The organism is Enterococcus sp. NPDC086594 (assembly GCF_044746145.1).
In the GTDB taxonomy this organism is placed as follows: domain Bacteria; phylum Bacillota; class Bacilli; order Lactobacillales; family Enterococcaceae; genus Enterococcus_D; species Enterococcus_D entomosocium.
This window is the reverse complement of the sequence record NZ_JBIVBP010000001.1, coordinates 121,264-140,486: the sequence shown is the minus strand read 5'-3', so window position 1 is coordinate 140,486 and position 19,223 is coordinate 121,264. Positions and strand designations below refer to the sequence as shown.

Annotated in this window: 19 protein-coding genes; 13 read left to right on the top strand and 6 right to left on the bottom strand. The window is 45.3% G+C overall.

Annotated elements, in window-relative coordinates; all coding sequences use genetic code 11:
- Position 1: 1 nt before the first annotated feature.
- From ACIPK1_RS00645 to ACIPK1_RS00635, 3 genes are read left to right on the top strand one after another with little or no spacing between them, the layout of a single operon-like run.
- Positions 2-1,114, top strand: a complete 1,113-nt coding sequence (locus ACIPK1_RS00645; protein WP_087664967.1) for a radical SAM/SPASM domain-containing protein — start codon at positions 2-4, stop codon at positions 1,112-1,114.
- Positions 1,111-1,887, top strand: coding sequence for a sulfite exporter TauE/SafE family protein (locus ACIPK1_RS00640; protein ID WP_008379028.1), 777 nt, complete (start codon positions 1,111-1,113; stop codon positions 1,885-1,887). Before ACIPK1_RS00645 ends, ACIPK1_RS00640 begins: the two co-directional genes overlap by 4 nt.
- A 15-nt stretch (positions 1,888-1,902) precedes the next feature.
- A complete protein-coding gene (locus ACIPK1_RS00635) occupies positions 1,903-2,766 on the top strand; it encodes a formylglycine-generating enzyme family protein (protein WP_301389287.1) in 864 nt (287 codons plus the stop codon).
- 51 nt (positions 2,767-2,817) lie between these two features.
- On the opposite strand, the gene ACIPK1_RS00630 is transcribed toward ACIPK1_RS00635, so the two are convergent.
- The 4 genes from ACIPK1_RS00630 to ACIPK1_RS00615 form a co-directional block, all read right to left on the bottom strand.
- Positions 2,818-3,660 carry a hypothetical protein gene (locus tag ACIPK1_RS00630; protein WP_008379024.1) on the bottom strand — a complete coding sequence of 281 codons (843 nt, stop codon included), beginning with the start codon at positions 3,658-3,660 and terminating at the stop codon, positions 2,818-2,820.
- Positions 3,661-3,841: 181 nt separating this feature from the next.
- Entirely contained in the window at positions 3,842-4,057 is a 216-nt protein-coding gene (locus tag ACIPK1_RS00625; protein ID WP_400449690.1) for a DUF378 domain-containing protein, read from the bottom strand.
- Positions 4,058-4,085: 28 nt separating this feature from the next.
- Positions 4,086-4,430: a YrhK family protein gene (locus ACIPK1_RS00620; protein ID WP_008379018.1), complete on the bottom strand. Its 345-nt coding sequence runs from the start codon at positions 4,428-4,430 to the stop codon at positions 4,086-4,088.
- Positions 4,431-4,449: 19 nt separating this feature from the next.
- Positions 4,450-5,583: an alcohol dehydrogenase catalytic domain-containing protein gene (locus ACIPK1_RS00615; protein WP_086299276.1), complete on the bottom strand. Its 1,134-nt coding sequence runs from the start codon at positions 5,581-5,583 to the stop codon at positions 4,450-4,452.
- A gap of 288 nt (positions 5,584-5,871) precedes the next feature.
- Here ACIPK1_RS00615 and ACIPK1_RS00610 point away from each other — a divergent pair, with 288 nt between their 5' ends.
- Complete coding sequence (locus ACIPK1_RS00610) at positions 5,872-6,156, top strand: hypothetical protein (RefSeq protein WP_005234711.1); 285 nt, start codon at positions 5,872-5,874, stop codon at positions 6,154-6,156.
- A gap of 70 nt (positions 6,157-6,226) precedes the next feature.
- Here ACIPK1_RS00610 and ACIPK1_RS00605 read toward each other — a convergent pair whose 3' ends face one another.
- Positions 6,227-6,730 (bottom strand): isochorismatase family cysteine hydrolase, encoded by a 504-nt coding sequence (locus tag ACIPK1_RS00605; RefSeq protein ID WP_086332574.1) that lies wholly within the window; start codon positions 6,728-6,730, stop codon positions 6,227-6,229.
- 242 nt (positions 6,731-6,972) lie between these two features.
- Here ACIPK1_RS00605 and ACIPK1_RS00600 point away from each other — a divergent pair, with 242 nt between their 5' ends.
- The 9 genes from ACIPK1_RS00600 to ACIPK1_RS00560 all read left to right on the top strand — a co-directional run bounded on the left by ACIPK1_RS00600 (position 6,973) and on the right by ACIPK1_RS00560 (position 18,220).
- Positions 6,973-8,289 (top strand): ABC transporter substrate-binding protein, encoded by a 1,317-nt coding sequence (locus ACIPK1_RS00600; RefSeq protein ID WP_008379010.1) that lies wholly within the window; start codon positions 6,973-6,975, stop codon positions 8,287-8,289.
- A 132-nt stretch (positions 8,290-8,421) separates the two neighbouring features.
- A complete protein-coding gene (locus ACIPK1_RS00595) occupies positions 8,422-9,333 on the top strand; it encodes a carbohydrate ABC transporter permease (protein ID WP_008379008.1) in 912 nt (303 codons plus the stop codon).
- A complete protein-coding gene (locus ACIPK1_RS00590) occupies positions 9,333-10,193 on the top strand; it encodes a carbohydrate ABC transporter permease (RefSeq protein ID WP_005225484.1) in 861 nt (286 codons plus the stop codon). The genes ACIPK1_RS00595 and ACIPK1_RS00590 overlap by 1 nt, the downstream gene beginning before the upstream one ends.
- Positions 10,190-10,792 (top strand): DUF624 domain-containing protein, encoded by a 603-nt coding sequence (locus ACIPK1_RS00585; RefSeq protein WP_086316398.1) that lies wholly within the window; start codon positions 10,190-10,192, stop codon positions 10,790-10,792. Before ACIPK1_RS00590 ends, ACIPK1_RS00585 begins: the two co-directional genes overlap by 4 nt.
- 141 nt (positions 10,793-10,933) lie before the next feature.
- Entirely contained in the window at positions 10,934-11,968 is a 1,035-nt protein-coding gene (locus ACIPK1_RS00580) for a LacI family DNA-binding transcriptional regulator (protein ID WP_016613602.1), read from the top strand.
- A gap of 99 nt (positions 11,969-12,067) precedes the next feature.
- Positions 12,068-13,402, top strand: coding sequence for a PTS sugar transporter subunit IIC (locus ACIPK1_RS00575; RefSeq protein WP_015509292.1), 1,335 nt, complete (start codon positions 12,068-12,070; stop codon positions 13,400-13,402).
- Between the two features lie 53 nt (positions 13,403-13,455).
- The gene (locus tag ACIPK1_RS00570) at positions 13,456-13,923 is read left to right on the top strand and encodes a hypothetical protein (RefSeq protein WP_400449685.1); all 468 of its coding nucleotides are present in this window, start codon (positions 13,456-13,458) and stop codon (positions 13,921-13,923) included.
- 8 nt (positions 13,924-13,931) lie between these two features.
- A complete protein-coding gene (locus tag ACIPK1_RS00565) occupies positions 13,932-16,169 on the top strand; it encodes an alpha-galactosidase (RefSeq protein WP_400449683.1) in 2,238 nt (745 codons plus the stop codon).
- Positions 16,166-18,220, top strand: coding sequence for a beta-galactosidase (locus ACIPK1_RS00560; RefSeq protein WP_400449681.1), 2,055 nt, complete (start codon positions 16,166-16,168; stop codon positions 18,218-18,220). The genes ACIPK1_RS00565 and ACIPK1_RS00560 overlap by 4 nt, the downstream gene beginning before the upstream one ends.
- A 74-nt stretch (positions 18,221-18,294) precedes the next feature.
- On the opposite strand, the gene ACIPK1_RS00555 is transcribed toward ACIPK1_RS00560, so the two are convergent.
- Positions 18,295-19,131: an NAD(P)H-hydrate dehydratase gene (locus ACIPK1_RS00555; RefSeq protein WP_034872317.1), complete on the bottom strand. Its 837-nt coding sequence runs from the start codon at positions 19,129-19,131 to the stop codon at positions 18,295-18,297.
- Positions 19,132-19,223: the final 92 nt, after the last annotated feature.

Below are 19,223 nucleotides of genomic sequence, written 5' to 3'. Positions count from 1 at the left end.
CATGAAACACATCTCCGTATTGATCAAGCCAGCATCCTCTCTTTGCAATCTGCGCTGCACCTATTGCTTTTATGCCAACGTCAGTTCCTTGCGCGAAGTGCGTTCCTTTGGCAAAATGAAAGAGGATGTAATGGAAAAGATGATTGCAAACATCTATGCAGACTTAGAAGCTGGCGATCATTTGACGTTGGCATTTCAAGGCGGAGAGCCGACGATGGCAGGGCTGAGTTATTTTAGAAAACTAACGGCTTATGTTGCGGCGCAAAAAAAGCGAGTGACAGTACACTATGCGATCCAGACCAACGGCATGGTGATCAATGATAAATGGTGTCGTTTTTTGAAAGAGTATCGCTTTTTAGTCGGGCTGTCGATCGATGGGCATCCGCTTGCGCACGATCGGCATCGATTAGACGCCAAAGGGCGGGGGACCTTTGCGCGGGTTTTGCAGACCAAGCGGTTATTGGACGCCTATCAGATCGAGTACAATGTCTTGTGCGTGTTGACAAATCCATTAGCAAAGGAAGCCCAGCGTGTGTTTGATTTTCTCAAGGAAGAGCAGATTGCCTTTGTGCAGTTCATTCCTTGTTTGGCTGATTTGGATGCCACGTCAACGAACGACTATGCCTTGACACCAAGAAGCTTTGCGCACTTTTATCAGCAGCTGTTGGCGTTTTGGCTGCAGGAATTGACACAAGGGCGCTACCTAAGTATTAAGCTGTTCGATGATTTACTAAATCTATTGGTGCGGCAGCAAGTAACTGCCTGTGGGATTCTAGGCAACTGCCAAGTGCAGTATGTGATCGAAGCCGACGGCAGTGTCTATCCTTGTGACTTCTATGTATTAGATGAGTTTCGCATGGGCTATATCCAAGAGCAAACGTTGCGGGAATTGTTTTCTCAAGACTGTTCGCAGCAGTTTTTGTGCCAGAAAAAAGACATGCCTTCGAAGTGTACGCAATGTCCTTTCCAAAAAATGTGCCGAGGAGGCTGTAAACGAATGAAAGATGCAATGTACGTGGATAGTGAGGGGTTTTGCGGCTATCAGGAGCTGTTAAAAGACTTCACACCCAGAATCAATGAGATATTGGGGCTGTTGCAAGGGGTGAGACAATGATCGGACTGATTTATTTTCTCGTGATCGTCTTAGCAAATGCCGTAGGGGCAGTTTCCGGCATGGGGGGCGGCGTGCTGATCAAACCGATTTTCGATTTTATCGGCGCCCATTCTGTTGCTGCGATCTCTTTTTACTCGGCGACAGCTGTCTTCACGATGTCTATCGTTTCGACAGCTAGACAATTAGCCAGTGGACGGAAAATCAATTGGTCGATTGCCTTGTGGGTTTCTGGTGGTGCTGTGTTAGGCGGTGTTTTAGGCAATGTTGCCTTTGAACAGCTATTGCTGGTTTTTCGAGACGACAAGATGGTTCAGCTGATCCAAATCCTTGTGACCGTGCTGACACTATTGTTTGCTTTTTTGTATACAAAATATAACTGGCGCGGGTTTGCGTTGGAAAAAGTCGGCTGGTATGCAGCTTGCGGTTTGATTCTCGGTTTTCTAGCCAGTTTGCTGGGGATCGGCGGCGGACCCATCAATGTTTCTTTATTGATGTTGCTGTTTGCCATGCCGATCAAAGAGGCGACGATTTATTCAATTTGTACGATTTTTTTCTCGCAGCTGGCAAAAATTTTGACGATCGCTTTTTCGACAGGTTTTGGTGCGTATGATCTGCAAATTTTGTGGTTTGTTATTCCAGCCGCGATCGTGGGAGGACTATTAGGCGCCAAGGCCAGCAACGTCCTGTCACCGCAGCGAGTGACACTGGTATTCCAAACCGTGATCGTGCTGGTGTTACTGATCAATCTGTACAATGGCTATCAATTATTGTAAAAAGGAGGCAAACAGATGCCCACGATTCCAGCAGGAACTTATCGAATCGGCACGAATACGATGGACGGCTTTGCCGAGGATCTTGAGGGACCGCAAATCAGCCTCGACAGCCCAGGATTTGCCATTGATGCCACGACGGTGACGAACCAAGCTTTCCAAGTTTTTGTGGAAGCAACAGGATATGTCACAGAAGCCGAGCGCTTTGGCTGGTCGTTCGTTTTTCACTATTTTTTAAGTGAGCAAACGAAACACCGCAGTCAAAAGATACCGAATATGGCTTGGTGGTACACAGTTAGTGGCGCAGATTGGCGTCATCCTGAAGGACCTGATTCAACGATTGCCCAGCGGATGGATCACCCAGTGGTTCAGGTGTCTCGCAACGATGCGATCGCCTATTGCCAATGGGCAAAAAAACGCCTCCCGACAGAAGCAGAGTGGGAGATCGCTGCAAAAGGCGGGACAACTTTTGAAAAATATCCTTGGGGAAGGGAATTTTTGGCAGAAAATACCTATCATTGCAATATTTGGCAAGGCGAGTTTCCAAAAAGCAACACGCGAGCAGACGGCTTCGCCAATACAGCGCCTGCGAAATGGTATGAGCCCAATGGCTTTGGTCTCTATCAAGTGATCGGCAACGTCTGGGAATGGTGCGTCAATCCTGCCCGCATCCCGTTGACGCAGTTTCAACAACAGACGGGACAAACCTTTTGGATAAGGAATCAAACACAAGATGATCAACTGTATGCGACTCGCGGCGGTTCATTTTTGTGCCATGAATCCTATTGCAAACGATACCGAATTGCCGCTAGAAATGGTAATTCTGGGATGTCGGCAGCCAATAATTTAGGGTTTCGGTGTGTCAAAGACTTGGATCAGTAAACTGATAAAAGCAAAAGCGGCACCTATTCACGGGGATAGGTGCCGCTTGTTTTATTGCCATTCGGATTGATAATTTCCTTTGAGATCATAGACATAATTGATCTCGGTTCGATTACGAATCCCATTTAAACCAACGGTCCAAGTCCATTCACCTTGGAAGCCGTTTAAAATGACGATGCTGACGCCAGGAACATAGTGATCTAGCTGAGCTGCTCGCGCCTCAGAATCCTTGATGATCTTGGGAATGACGCCCCAGTCGATGGCATCAAAGGCAATGGTATCTTCCATCGAAAGCTCGATCGTATCGTCGTCTTTTTTCCATTTGGTCAACAGATTTTCTGGGTAATACCAATACTCGTCTTGTAGGCCTGTGTTTGGATTGATCACTCGCGCAACTGCATAAATGCCGCTTTTTAGCGGGACATTGCGGATGTGAAAACTATAGCTGACCAGTTGCAGCTCTTTGTCCTTGAATGAAGATTGATTTGGCAGCGCCGCCATAATTTCTTTGGCACTGGTTTCTTCTCGAAAGAGTTGGCGGTCTACAGGTAAAAAGGTGGAAACTACGCCAATACAAAAGAGAATCGCTGGCAGCAAGAGCAATGAGAATAACCAGTAAAATGGCGACTTTTTGTGTTTTTTGAGGCCGATGATCAGACCGATCAAAAAGACCAGCAGGATCCCTGCTACCCAAAAGTAGGGGAACAAACGAATGATCTGATGCCTGGTTTCAACGACTTGGTATTCATTCAGACCAAACCAATTTTCCGCGATGGTGAGGTTATTTAAAACAATAATTCCGCCAATAATACCTAGAATAAATAAGAAAATCAATAGCAAAAGCATCCGACCGAGTATCCGACGTATCAGCGAGGGTCTAGTAGGTGGGGTCATGAGTCACGTCCTTTTTATATTTTCGAAAATAGTAGGTTAAATACAAGAGTAGTACAACTGGTGTTTTTTTTCAATGATTGTAGACAAAAAAACTACATCCACAGATGCGACCTCAAAAAGTTAGACCAAAAATCTAACTTTTTTGGGGTCAGCACACCGCAGATGCAGGCTTTATTTTCATTTAGTCGAGTGTTTGTTGGCGGGCGATAGCTGGAAAGAATTTTAGGCTATACAATGCGCTGATCCCAACTAGAATATAAATGACGCGGGCAATGATCGACGTGCTGCCGCCGGTGATCGCTGCGACAAGGTCAAACTCGAAGGCGCCGACCAGCAGCCAATTGATCCCACCGATGATCAATAGTGTCAGTGCGATCCCATCAAATTTTTTTAACATAGGAAACTCCTCTCTAGTTGTCGCCCCATCAACTTTCATCGTCGGTGATGGTGACATCTTTTTCTTTCTCGCCTTCTTGATTGCGATCATTATAGATATAGACATGGCGAACGATTTTAATCAGCGGGCGAATGGTCAAAAAGACACCGCCGATCAAATAGGCGATCGTTCCGTAAATCGCAGGTAAGCTAGTTAATGAAACGATACTCCCGAAAATATAAAACAAGCCCGTCAAAATATCATTCGTAAGTGAGATCAACATGTAGCGATTTTGAAAGTAGATGCGAAAGCGACTTGCCTTGATGATCACATCTTCTTCTTTTCCAGGATCGAATTGATGTTCACTCCGTTTGATTTTTGGCATAGGTGCCATCACTGCTCCTTTATTTGTGCTAAGGTTTCAAGACAACTTTGATGTTCTTGTCTTCTTTTTTGTCAAAAATCTCATACGCTTTGGCAGCATCTGCTAAAGGCATCGTGTGGGTGATGATCTGTGACGGGTCAAACAAACCGTCCGCGATCATATCATAAATTTTTGGCATCAAATGGATCACAGGTGCTTGCCCGTGTTTGACATCAATGTTGCGCATAAAGAATTCTTGCAATGGATAAGAAGAAGCAGGTGTCATGTAAACGCCAGTGATTTGGACGGTACCAAATTTTTTGACTGCCTTGGCGGCCATCTGGATCGGTGAGATTGTTCCACTTTGCAAGCTGACTAGATTTTTGGCTTTTTCTTTGACGGGTTCTAAACCATCCATCCCAACACAGTCGATGATCACATCAGCGCCACCTTTGGTCAGCTCATACAATTCATCGGCACTAGTAGCCAGATCATCCAATTGGAATGTTTCGACTTGATTGTAGCTGCTGGCTTTTTCTAGGCGATGAGCAACAGGGTCCACGGCAATCACCCGCTTAGCGCCTGCCATCACAGCAAATTTTTGCGCAAACAAGCCAACTGGTCCTGAGCCTAAGACGATCACGGTATCATCTTTTTTGACGCCGGCATTTTGGACGCTCCAATATGCTGTAGGTAAGATGTCAGATAAAAACAATACTTTTTCATCAGGGATCGTTGATTCAGGTACGATAAACGAGGTGAAATCTGCGAACGGTACGCGCAAGAATTCGGCTTGACCGCCCCAGTGGTTGCCGTTCATTTTTCCAAAACCGAATAAGCCGCCATACAATGTATCTTCTGAAGAATTGTCGCATTGACTTTCCATCTCATTTTGGCAAAAGTGGCAGTGACCGCAACCGATATTGAAAGGGATGACGACGCGGTCGCCTTTTTTTAGTTTCTGTATTTGACTGCCGACTTCTTCGACAATACCCATTGGTTCGTGACCAACGACATAGCCTTCTTCCAAAACCGAGCCGCCATGGTGGTAAAGGTGGAGATCAGAGCCGCAGATTGCAGTTGCGGTGATTCGGATGATCGCATCCGTCGGTTCTAAAATCGTTGGATCTTCTACACGGCGAACGTCCATTTTTTGATTTCCTTGCCAGGTTACTGCTTGCATCATTTTTCCTCCTTGTTTGTTCAGATAAGTTCGGACAATCACTAATTTTTCCAACAACATGTTTTTACTTTTCAGTAACAGATAAGTTAATTCTGCAAGGATTTTAACGATTTGACAACGAAAACGCTCAAAACGGTTGATTAGGATTTTTCTTCATCAATGGTTTAAAAAAAGAAAAACAGATGATTTGCTAAAAAAGTGAAAGCGTGACACTATTAAAGTGAAGCATGCATGTGTTACGAGTATCTACTGGAACCTGCATCAACCAGTGACAAGAAATGAGGAGGGATGATCATGGATCTAACGATTCGAGGAAAAGCTTCCTGCACCAATTGCAATGAAAACTTTGATGGGAAGCTAGTCGTTCATTTACAAGAAGACAGCGAGGGGCAATTAACCATGGTACCACCGTTGGAAACGAATGAATTGGCAGAAGATGAAATCGCTATTCATTATACTTACGGGGAAGTGAAGGAAGCCATCGAAGGAACCTTCGTATGTCCAAACTGTCAGACAGAAAATGAGGTTCGGATTGAAATTCCGACCGAGCTATTAGATGGCTCAATGAATTGAATGAATAATTAAATTGAAAAAGCTCTCTGTTCCTTGAACAGGGAGCTTTCGTTATTTATTGGTCATTGGTTTATTTTGTTCCATCAATGATTTGGACATTGAAGTCTCGTAAGATGTCGAGTCCTTGCGACTCGTGATTTTTACCGGCGACTAATGTTTTATTGATGGTGAAATCAGCGTCAGGAAAGGCGCTTTGGATCTCGATCGTATTGGAAAGGACGCAGATGTTGGTTTCAACACCGGTGATTTCGATTTTCTTTTCTTCTTCAGGCTTAAATAGATTTTTCTTGATGTCGATCAAGACTTCAGGTGGAATACTGTAATAGTATTTCTTGACGACTTTTTCATTTTCGAGAGGCTTAAGTTCTGGGATAAGCTGCAGGGCAGCGGCTTCTTCATCAGGCGTTCCTTTGACTTCGATTGGGATGTCGCGGGTGTGTAAGATGTACTCCCCATTCACCCGCGCTTGTTCTAGGCGCTTGGCGATTCGTTTGACGAGAGCGGCGCTATCTGGCACATACGCTTCGTTCGCTTCATCGAGAATTTGGTTTTGCATATCGACAATGACTAGCATGTGGTTACTCCCTTTCTATAAACATCGTTTTTCAAATGATCTAACGAGAGGTTGAAAAATAGGTGCTATTTCTATGATGCCCCACTTTTTTTAAATTTTCAAAGAAAACGCTCTTCTTATCGTGAAACGGTAAAAATGTTATTTTTTTATTCGAATAACGATGCTTTTTGTTTGCTGAAAAGAAGAAGTAGTGATAGCTTTTAAATAGTACATTAAAAATAAATGAAAGTAGGTTAGGTTAAATGAGAAAGTTATTTTATATGGGGACTTTGCTTTTTTCAGTTGGTGTACTGGCGGCAGGATGTGGCAATAGCGAAACCGCTGATTCCTCGGGGAATGAGTCAGCAGATGGCAAAACGACGTTGGATTTTTGGTCCTTCTGGGGGTCTGGTGCAAGACAAGAAGTAATTGAAGAAATTATTGATGATTTTAATGCGTCACAAGATAAAATCGAGGTCAAATACAGCTACCAGCCTTGGGGCGATATTTGGACAAAATCACTGTCGTCGATCACTGCTGGTAATCCGCCTGATGTTATTGTACAAGATATTAATTCTGTTGCTCAGCGGGCAGAAGCGCAGCAAGCAACAAATTTAAGCGAGTATATCGAAGAAGGCTTTTCTGATGAATTTTATCCGCAATTATGGGATACGGTGGAGTATGAAGGGGATGCGTATGCTGTTCCTTTCAATACAGATACGCAAGTGATTTTCTACAACAAGACACTCTTTAAAGAGGCAGGTATCAGTGAAGAGCAACTGCCCCAAACGTGGGAGGAGTTAGAAACAGTTGCTCGTAAATTAGATGTCAAAAACGGTGATGACTTTGAGCGGATCGGTTTTTACCCATTGTGGAATTTAGGCGCCGATGTGTGGGCCTTGAATGCCGACGATGGCGTCAGCTGGTTTGACAAGGATGAGAACGTCAAAATCGATACAGACAACAAAGTGGAAGCGTTGGAATGGATCTTAGACTGGCAAGAGTATTATGGTCAAGATACCATCAATCGGTTAGAAGCTGAATTTGGTTCAGGTGTTGCCGATCCATTCATTTCTGGATTAGTGGCGATGCGTGCGCAAAACATCAACTACTACTCAAGTTTAGCGGAAAATGCACCGGATGACTTTGAATTTGGGGTCATTCAAATTCCTGAAAAAGAAAGTGGTTCTGGTCACTGGTCATGGGGTGGCGGGTTCGTCTTAGAAGTGCCATACGGAGCCAAAGATCCTGAAGCGTCCTATGAGTTTATCAAATACTTGTCGACACCAGAAGTTCAAGAGAAATTTGGTGAGAAAAGCTTTGATATCATGGCGAATCGAACAGCCAACGAAAACTTGGTCAACAACGACAATCTAGATGAAAACGGCCAAATGATCTACCAAATGGCAGATGAAAACTTTGCCAATACGGTGATCACACCTGTACCATTGACAGCTCCTGATTTCAGCAGTCTTGTCAATGAACAGATCGACCAAATCATGCTGGGCAGCAAAACACCGGCTGAAGGGTTGGCAGATGCGCAAAAAGCGGTCGAAGATCTCGTTGAGCAAAACAAATAAATTTCAAAACGAGCGTTTTTAAAAAAGAAGGAAAGTCCAGTCGGTTAGCGGACTGGGCTTTGCTTTCTGCTTTGCGAAGCGGACGTGTTTTCTTGAATAAACAATGAGTAAAAATAGAATGGAGTGGAAGGAATGCCAAAGAAGCGTTCAAAAAGTAAACGGCAAGAAGCTCTTTGGGGCTACTTCTTCGTAGCACCATTTTTGCTTGGGTTCGTGATCTTTATGTTAGGGCCCATGCTGTTTTCCTTCGTAGGAAGCTTTACCGATTACAATCTGACTTCAAAAATGAATTTTATCGGCTTTAAGAACTTTACCCGCATGTTCACGCAAGATACCCTGTTTTGGAAATCTCTTTATAACACGGCGTATTTTGTACTCTTCAATGTTCCCTTAACCACGTTATTCAGTGTTTTTCTAGCCACTTTACTGAATCAAAAAATCCGCGGAATCAGTTTTTTCCGAACGACCTTTTACTTACCAGCGATCCTTTCAGGGGTTGCCGTCTACGTCTTATGGATGCAATTATTATCTCCTTCCGCAGGATTGATCAATACCTTCTTGAGCTGGTTCAATATCAAAGGTCCGGCATGGCTGTTTGATCCAGAATGGACGAAACCAGCGTTGATTTTGATGAAGATTTGGAGTTCAGGGGGCGCGATGCTCTTGTATCTAGCTACCTTGCAAAATATTTCGCCGACGCTGTACGAATCGGCTGAGATCGATGGAGCGGGGGTTTGGGCGAAATTCAAAAATATTACGATTCCTTTGATCACGCCGATCATCTTCTATGATGTGATTACTTCAACGATCGGTTCTTTTCAAATTTTCCAAGAAGCATACGTGATGACCAAAAATGGTACCGGCGGTCCGGCGAATTCGTTGCTATTCTATAATTTGCATATGTGGAACAAAGCATTTGTTGCCTTTGATATGGGTTATGCGATGGCAATGTCGATGATCTTGTTCTTGATCGTCCTAGTCTTGACCTTTATCAATCTCAAGCTGGCACCACGCTGGGTTCACTATACCGGAGGTGGCAGCTAATGGAAATGACGACAAAAACGCGAAGCAAATCAAGCCAACAGCGAGTCAAGAAAATCATCAGCTATGTGGTGATGTCGATCATCGGGATCGTGCTGCTGATTCCGTTGCTGTGGATGGTCTTTACGTCATTGAAACCGATGGAGGAGATCGTGCGTTACCCGCCGACCTTTTTCCCAGAAGAAATCAATCTTGGCAATTATTTGGAGACCATCAACGCCTTTCCTTTTTGGCAGTATGCAAAAAATACGTTATTCATTACTGTCTTAGTGGTCTTCGGGAATGTCTTATCAAATTCCTTCATTGCTTATGGGTTTGCAAAATTGGCCTTTCCAGGAAAAAATCTGATCTTTGCCCTCGTCTTGTCTACCATGATGATTCCTGGCTTTGTGACGATGATCCCGCAGTATGTTTTGTTTTCCAAAATCGGCTGGGTCGGCACCTATCTGCCGCTGATCGTTCCAGCGTTTTTCGGCAACGCCTTTAACATTTTCTTGATGCGGCAGTTTTACTTGTCCGTCAACAATGAATTGATCGAAGCCGCTAAGATCGATGGCGCCAATCATCTTTATATTTGGAGCCATCTAATGATCCCATTGACGAAACCCGCACTGATCACCATCGCCATCAACTCCTTCAATGGGGCGTGGAATGATTTCTTAGGGCCGTTACTGTATATTCAAAACCAAGAAAAGTACACGCTGCAGATTGGCTTGCAAGTCTTCCAAAACCAATCAACGACCCAGTGGAACTACTTGATGGCAGGAGCAACGCTTGTGTTATTGCCGACGATCTTGCTGTTCTTCCTCGCACAACGCTACTTTATTGAAGGAATGGATCTGACGGGAGGTTCCAAAGGATGAGAACAAAAGTCACGCCGCAACGCTTGAACCAAGGGCTGCTGACTGGCATCAATTGGCTCCCGCATTTGCTGGTTTTACAAGGCATGTGGCTGTTGTATTCCTTGCCTTTGATTACCAGTACCACTGCTAGTCGAGCATTGATCGGGACTTTGGTGGAACTGCGGAACGATGGCTTGGAAGCAAGTAGCAAAGCTCGTTTTCAGCAGGTGTTTCATCAACAGTGGGCAACGAGAAAAGGGCAAGATCGTTTGCTCAGTCTATTCTTTCTGCTGCTTTTAGTGGACAGTTTTGTCTTTCGCCGTCTGCAGCACCCGCTGTTTCAGATCGCTAGTTACGCGTTAGCGCTCACCTTTGGCTTGTTTTGCTTGGTCTTACTTTATCAAACGAGGCTGCTTCACACCTATCCGCAGCAGCCCATCTCATTGTTTTATAGTTTTTATCAGTTTGCGCGTTCACCAAAAAGAGTACTGGCGCATCTTTTAGTAACAGTGACACTTGTCTTGACCTTTTTGCTGTTTGGTCCTGTCTACTTATTGGTCTTAGGAATCAGCACCTTGTATTTGGTCAATGTCGTGCTCTGTGACAAAGCGTTCAAATAGAAAACAAACGGGTATCCCGAAACTTCCTTAGTGAAAAGCTAAGGAGTTTCGGTTTTTTTGTGAAAAGAAGGTTGACAGGGCCAAAAATTATGCCTATGCTGAAGGTGAATTTAGTAAACAGTAAACAGATGAGGTGCAGCTATGGCAAGTATGAGAGATATCGCGAAATTAGCCGGGGTGTCGGTAGCAAGTGTTTCTAGAATCCTTAACAATGATGAAACCTTCAGTATCAATGAACACACGCGGCAACGAGTCATTGAGATCGCCAACCAAATGAACTATTCAAAAGAAAAAAATCAACCCCATTCCCGTGAAGTCGGCGACCAAAACACGATTGCCATCATTACCCGCCACGATCGAGAGTCGGAAAGAAACGATCCGTACTTTATGATGATCCGCAATGGGATCGAAAAAGAAGCGGCGAAGTGGCGCTTAAAAACGATTCGGGCCTTTTCCATGCGGGAGCCTCAAAAAGATTTGGCGCAATTGGCGAAGTATGGCGCAGTCATTATTATTGGAGAGATGACCAGCGATGCTTTGGCAGAGATCAGTCAGCAAAATGCCAATATTATCCTGGTGGATAATTATAGTGAAGCACCCAGCTACGATTGCATCCAAACCGATTTTGCCCAAAAGACCCACCAGATCCTCACGATGTTAAAAGAGAAGGGTCATGAGCATATCGCCTTTGTGGGTGGTGTTGCCAGCCGAGTGACGATTTCTGGCGAAGTCGTTTACGATGAACAAGAGATTCGAGCAGAAAACTACCGCCAATGGATGCTGCTCAATAAATTGGAAAAGTTCACAACCGTGCTGCAGGGGAAGTGGTCACCGGAGACCGGTTTGCATTTTGGTCAGCAGATTGCGCAAATGAATCCTCGCCCCACAGCGATCGTCGTTGCCAGCGATCCTATGGCAGTCGGGGTTTACAAGGCACTCGCTGAAGCGGGGCTATCGATTCCTAAAGATGTGTCAGTCGTTAGTTTTGATGATATCGAAATGGCGCAATTTATGACGCCCGCACTGTCCTCCGTCAAGATGAAAGCCGAAGAGATGGGGCAGATGAGTGTCGAATTAGCGAAAAATAAAATCCTAGGGGTGCGGACGATGCCGGTTCGCGTCGTTTGTGGCAGTGAATTGATCATTAGAGAATCGATTGCCGAAAAAGATCAGTGACGTCTGATCTTTTTTATTTTAGGGGTTGTGTAAACATTAACTAAACAACTATACTGATTGTAGTAAACGTTTACAGTTAAAAATAAAGGAGAAAACGAAATGAAGTTTATTGATAAATTAGCCGAAAAGATGGTGCCTTTTGCTCAGATCATTGCCAACAACAAATACTTGTTAAGTCTGCGTGATGGGTTTATGGTCGCTTTTCCTGCAACAATGTTTGCGTCAATTATGATTATTATTCAAAATCTGCCTGCTACTTTCGGACTCTCGGAAAAACTTCCAGAGGGATTCATCACGTTTCTAAACGACTTTTTTGGTCCTATCGGAAATGCGACCATGAGTATCACCGCTATTTTCGTTGTTTTTGGGATCGGCTATCAATTGGCTGGCAAGTATGGACAAGCCAAATTATTTGCGGGTGCCATCTCACTGTCTTCGTTTTTGATGCTGCTGCCTTTTGGCTCATCCGAAGAGTTAGGTACAGTGATCCCCTTGTCGAAATTAGGGGCTGAGGGAATGTTTGTCGGGATCATCACGGCCATTATCGCTACGCAGATCTATTGCAAAATCAGTGCGGCTGGGCTGACGATCAAAATGCCAGATTCGGTTCCGCCAATGATCGCAGAATCATTTGTCGCCATCATTCCTGGGGCGGCACCGTTGTTCCTTTTCAATTTGATTCGCTACTTGTTCACCTTTACTTCATGGGGCAATGCCGTTGATTTCGTTTATGAGATTCTGCAAAAACCATTAATGGGCTTAGGCGGTACGTTGCCAGCAGTACTGATCGCCGTCTTGTTCACCCAATTCTTCTGGTGGTTTGGGATTCACGGAACACTAGTGGTCAATGCGGTGATCGATCCAATCATGAATGCGTTAGCTATTGAAAACTATGAAGCCTACAAAGCAGGGGCTGAACAACTGCCCCATATCATTAACACTACGTTTATGGGCGTGTTCGTCAATCAAGGAATGCAGCTGGGGATCTCGATTACAATGGCCTTCTTTATCGCTCGTTCGATTCGGATGAAAAAATTAATGAAGACGGTGATCGCGCCATCTGTTTTCAACGTATCTGAACCGATGACCTTTGGTTTGCCGATCGTCCTGAACCCGATCGCTTTTGTCCCATGGATCTTAGCCCCATTAGCCAGTACAACGATCTCTTACTTTGCGATTGCCGCAGGCTTAGTGCCAAGACCAATCGGAGCAACGGTTGTTTGGACGACCCCTGTTTTCTTATCTGGTTGGTTAGGCACGGGTTCTGTTGCCGGCGCAATCTTACAGTTAGTGACGGTTGCCGTAATGACCTTGATCTGGGTGCCATTCTTGATCGTAATGGATCGCGGCTACTTGAAAGAAGAAAAAGCGGAAGCGGCATTAAATGAACAAGCGACATCTGAGACGATCAATCAAAGGGTAGAAGAAAGATAAGCCCAGAAACGGAAAGAAATGCAATACGCGCACCCTTTAGAAAGGAATTTGTGATGAGAACCGATACATTGTCTTGTAGTTATCAAATGAATACCACATCTACGGATTTTTCCCGTGTGTTATTGGCGGAACAAGAGAAATTCTTTCGAGCCAAACAAGCCCAAGAACCGTTCGGGGAAGGTTGCCGTATTGAAATGATGATTCAAACCAAAACCGCTCCGCGGATGGTACCAGCCGTTATGACGGTCAAAAAAATTGCCGCTGATGAGCTGTGGCTTCGTACGACCCATGAAGAAGGAGTGATCGATCAACGGTACAGTTTTGCTCCAGGACGAAAAGGGAAGCTGCAAGTCACGTATTCGGAACAAAGCCGTTTTGCGCAGCAGAAAACAACCTACAGTTTTATGTTGGCGGCGCTGTTTTACAAATTCTTTTTCAATCGTGGCGTCAAAAAACGCTTGCGTTATCTTGAAGTAGCTTGTCAACGAGCAGGGACAAATGAAAAAAATGGGGAAAATTGAGGATAGCAATGATAGAAATAAAGAACGAACAACTCTTTCACTTATACAATGAAAAAATCAGTTATATCATAAATGTGTTACCAAATCAGCAACTGGGTCATGTCTATTTTGGACCATCTCTAGGCACACTGGCGCCGTTTGATCAAGCGTACCTTGAGAAAAAAGAGAATAAATCGGCAGGAACCGTCAAATTTTTTGAAGCTGACAATCTTTTTACCTTGGCGGACCGTTTTCAAGAATTGCCAACGTATGGGACTTCTGATTTTCGGGAAGGGGCAGTGTCGGTTTTTGAGGAAGAAACCCCACTTTATGTTGATTTTAAACTTGTGGCTTTTCACTGTTTTGAGGGCAAAGAACGAAAGCTGGCGCAACCAGCCAGCTTCGCGGCTGCCGATGAAAGCCAAAGCATCGTCTTTGAATTGGTAGATCAAGAGCGGCAGCTGGAACTGGCGATCACCTATACGATCTTCAAAGGATCAGGTACCATCACGCGGCAGCAAACACTGACCAATACGGGGAGCAAGCCTAGAACCATCCAGCGCTTTTTGAGTGGTGTCTTGGAGCTGAAAAATCGCGATTTTGAACTGCTGCATCTTTCAGGCGCCTGGCTGAAAGAACGACATATCAAGACGGTTCCTTTGACCCAAGGGACGATCAGTGTCGGCTCGTTAAAAGGAGCGTCTGGTCATCAGCACAATCCTTTTGTTGCCTTAAAAGAACAGCAAGCCACCAATGACACTGGTCACGTCTACGGTGCCAACCTGATTTATTCTGGTAACTTTTTGGCGCAAGCAGAAATGGATGAATGGGACAACGTTCGATTGATGTTGGGGATACATCCTGAACATTTCAGCTGGCAGCTTTCACAAGGAGAAACCTTTGAAGCGCCGGAATGTCTCTTCACCTTCACCGCTGCTGGCCTGAATGGTTTGAGTCAAGAATCCGCCCAATTTATCGAAAAGCATGTGATTGCCCCTTATTGGCAAAAGCGGCAGCGGCCGATCGTCTTTAATAACTGGGAAGCGACTTATTTTGATTTTAATGAAGAGAAGCTGTTGACTTTAGCCCAAGAAAGCAAGGCGTTAGGGATGGAGTGCTTTGTGCTGGATGATGGTTGGTTTGGAAAACGCAATAACGACCGCAGTTCATTAGGCGATTGGGTGGCGGACCCTGCCAAATTTCCAAAAGGAATCGGCTCTTTTGCTGAGAAAATTCATGCCATGCAGCTGCAGCTGGGGATTTGGTTTGAACCGGAAATGGTTTCGCCAGATAGTCAGTTGTACCAAGAGCATCCTGAGTGGGTAGTCAAGCATCCTTATGAGCGGATCTCTGTGGGGCGCGGGCAATACGTGTTGGATTTTGCCAATCCAGCAGTGGTCGAGGCAATTTTCGAAGCGATGCAAAAAGTGATCCTTGAAACCAAGCTGGATTACATCAAATGGGATATGAACCGCAATATCACGGAAGCTTACTCTCCTTACTTAGCGGAACAGGGAATTTCTCAGACGGAGTTTTATCATCGTTATATTTTGGGCCTTTATCGCTTATATGAAAAAATCTTAGCGGCGTTTCCGACCCTTTTGATCGAAGGCTGTGCTGGCGGCGGGGGCAGATACGATTTGGGGATCTTGTTTTACAGTCCGCAGATTTGGCCTAGTGATGATAGTGATGCAGTGGAACGTTTAGCGATCCAAAGCGGAACGTTGTTAGGGTATCCGTTGTCCTCCTTCAGCAATCACGTGTCGGCGGTACCAAACCACCAAGTCGGCCGGGCAACTTCTTTAGCCTTTCGGCAAACCATCGCAATGTTTGGGCCATTGGGGTATGAACTCGATCTCTTTCACTTGTCTGAAGCTGAAAAGCAGGCGATCAAATCCCAAATCGTTTTTTATAAAAAGCAGCGGCAATTGCTGACCTTTGGTACTTTTTATCAGCTGCAGCAGTTGGACCATGCCAATGAAAAAACTTGGGCGGTGTATGATCCGCAAAATGAAGAAGCATTGGTTGCTTTCTTTCGCGTGTTGGCACAAGCCAATCCGACGGCGGAAGACTTTTTGCCCGCACCCTTTCTCGATGGCCAACAGGTGTATCGGGTCAATGGCGAAACTGTCTCTGGTCAGCTGTTAAGGCAATTAGGGTTGCGTAAACCTTATCAGTTTAATGCCGTCAACCATGGAACAGCGCAAGTCACTGGCGATTTTCAATCATTTGTCTACCAGTTACAAGCCAAAAAAGGAGTAGAATGATGAGCAATCAATTGTTTGATCAGCAGTTTATGCATGGCGGGGATTACAACCCCGATCAATGGCTGGCTTATCCAGAAATCTTGCAAAAGGATCTTGCTTATATGCAGCAAGCCCATGTCAACACCGTCACATTAGGGGTGTTTGCTTGGAGTGCCTTAGAGCCGCAAGAAGGCGTTTATCAGTTTGACTGGTTGGATCGTGTGTTTGATCAGATCCATGACATCGGCGGCAAAGTCATTTTGGCCACTCCTAGCGGTGGGCGTCCTCAATGGCTGAGCCAAAAGTATCCCGAAGTCAATCGGACCAACGCCCAAGGGCAAAAACATACCCATGGGTTTCGCCACAATCACTGTTACTCTTCACCGATCTATCGGGAAAAGGTGACGCAAATCAATCAGCAGTTGGCAAAACGTTACGGCAAGCATCCGGCATTAGCCATGTGGCATATCTCCAATGAGTACTCTGGGGAATGCTTTTGCTCCTATTGTCAAGAAAACTGGCGCAGTTGGCTGCAAAAGAAATATGGTGATTTAGCCACGTTGAATCATGCCTGGTGGACTTCTTTTTGGAGTGGTACGTACTCCGATTGGTCGCAGGTTTTACCGCCTTCGCCTCTAGGAGAACACAAAGTGCATGGCATGGATCTTGATTGGAAACGATTTGTTACAGATAGGACGATCGATTTTTATTTGCATGAATGTACGCCGATTCGCCAACTGACACCGGACATTCCTGTGACGACGAATTTTATGGCGGAAGGACATGCTACCCAAGATTTTATTCCTTTAGAAGGCATTGACTACAGCAAGTTTGCTCGTCATGTGGACATCGTTAGCTGGGATAGTTACCCTGATTGGAACAACAACTTTGAATCTTTGGCAGCGACAGCAATGAAATCTGCCTATGTGCATGACCAGTACTGGTCTTTGAAGAAACAGCCCTTTTTAGTGATGGAATGCACGCCGAGTTTTGTTAACTGGCATTCCTTTAATAAAGCGAAAAAGCCTGGTGTCCATCAGTTGAGTGCCATGCAGCAGATCGCTCACGGCTCAGATAGTACCTTGTATTTTCAATGGCGCCAATCCCGCGGCAATTCAGAAAAATTCCATGGGGCAGTCGTGGGACATGATGATTCCACGGAGAATCGGGTCTTCAAAGAAGTTGCGGCTTACGGCAAGCGCTTGGAAAAAATCAAAGAGATTCAAGGAACCACAAGAAAAAAAGCAGTGGCGATCCTTTTTGACTGGGAAAGCAACTGGGCATTGAAGCGAGGCGGCGGGTTTGGTCGACCAACCAGACGGTATCCGCAAACGTTGCAGGAGCATTATCGTTATTTCTGGGAACAAGACATCGCTGTCGATATTTTGACGCCAGAGCAAGATTTTTCTGACTATCGGTTGGTGATCGCTCCGATGCTTTACTTGATGACCTCGGAGACGATGGCAAAACTTTGCCAGTACACGGAAGCTGGTGGTACCTTGATTTCCAGTTACTTTAGCGGCATGGTCAATGAAACCGACCTGTTGTATCTGGGGGGCTTGCCACAGCCGTTGCGAGGGTTATTAGGCATCAACGTGCTGGAGCTGGAAACTCTTTTTGACACTGAACACAATCAAGTGGTTTTTCAAGGACAGCCCTTTGAAACACGGGACTATTCTGCAATCATCGAAGCCGAAACAGCGGAGGTACTAGGGGTGTATCAAGCGGATTTTTACCAAGGAACACCTGCGATCACCAAACATACCTTTGGTGCAGGCACCGCCTACTATCTGGCGGCTCGCACCAACTATGACTTTTTCGAACAGTTTTATGCCTCTTTGGTCCGTGAGCTGTCCTTGGCAGAGGAAAGGATCGCGCATGCCAATCCTGCAGTCTCGATCCAAGGCAGGATCAGTCCAGAACGAACGTACTTTTTCATCATGAATTTTTCTGAGAAAGAGCAGACACTACACTTGATCAAAGAAGTCGTTGATTTAGAGACCAATCAAGCAGTCCCTCAAACAGCAACCTTGGCGCCGTATGAAGTGCGAGTGGTTTATTTTAACAATTAGCTGACCATTGGAAAAAACGTCCCTTTCGACAAATGCAGAAAGGGACGTTTTTTTGATGAATGGTTTATCAGAAATCATTCTGGATCGGCTGCTTGGTGCTTTTTCATCCATTGAGGCAATGCGGCACTGATTTGTGTCGGCAACACGACATAGTGCTCTTCTGCCAATGCTTCGCCAATCAGGCTATGGAGATAGACAGCCGCGTGGATCGTTTCCTCTGTTTTTTCAAACTGTGCCAAAAAGCTGGTAATCATGCCTGCCAGCGTATCACCCATCCCACCAGTCGCCATTGCGGGTGTTCCGAGGGGATTTTGGGCGATGCTGCTACCGTAAATTTGCGTGCGATGGCTTTTTAAGACCACCAGACTTCCGAGTTTTTGTTGGGCTTGCTGATTGTTTTCTTCGGTCTGGTCGGCAATTGCCAGTCCGCTGAGCCGTTGCCATTCCATCTGATGCGGCGTGAAGACGACTTGTTCAGGAAAGGGGATGATCAGCGGATATTTGGCAGCCAAATTGATCGCCGAACCATCGATCACCAACCATTGGTGTTCTTTTTGGGCAGAAACGATCCGCTGCAGCAGATCAAAATTGCTTTTTCCTTCTCCTAATCCGGGACCAATCAGTAGGACGTCCGCCGATTCGGTGACCGTATCGATCAGTTCTGTTTGCTGCCAATCGACAAACATCGCTTCAGGCAAGCGGGCGTGCAGGGCGGTTCGGTTGACGCCATCGGAGATCACAGTGGTCAAACCAGTTCCCCCATATACACAGGCTTGCGCCGCCATTAAGATCGCCCCACCGAATTGGCGGTTGCCCCCTACTAAAACGGCCCGGCCAAAGGTACCTTTGTGGCTTTTTGTCGGGCGCTGTTGGATCACTTTGGATAAAATCGCAGAATCAAGTTGCACCATGCAATGACTCCTTTCGTTAATCAAAATCGAGTTATATTTATTATACCTGTTTCCTAGAAATTTCATAGAAAAGACCCATGGAAAAAGGCGCA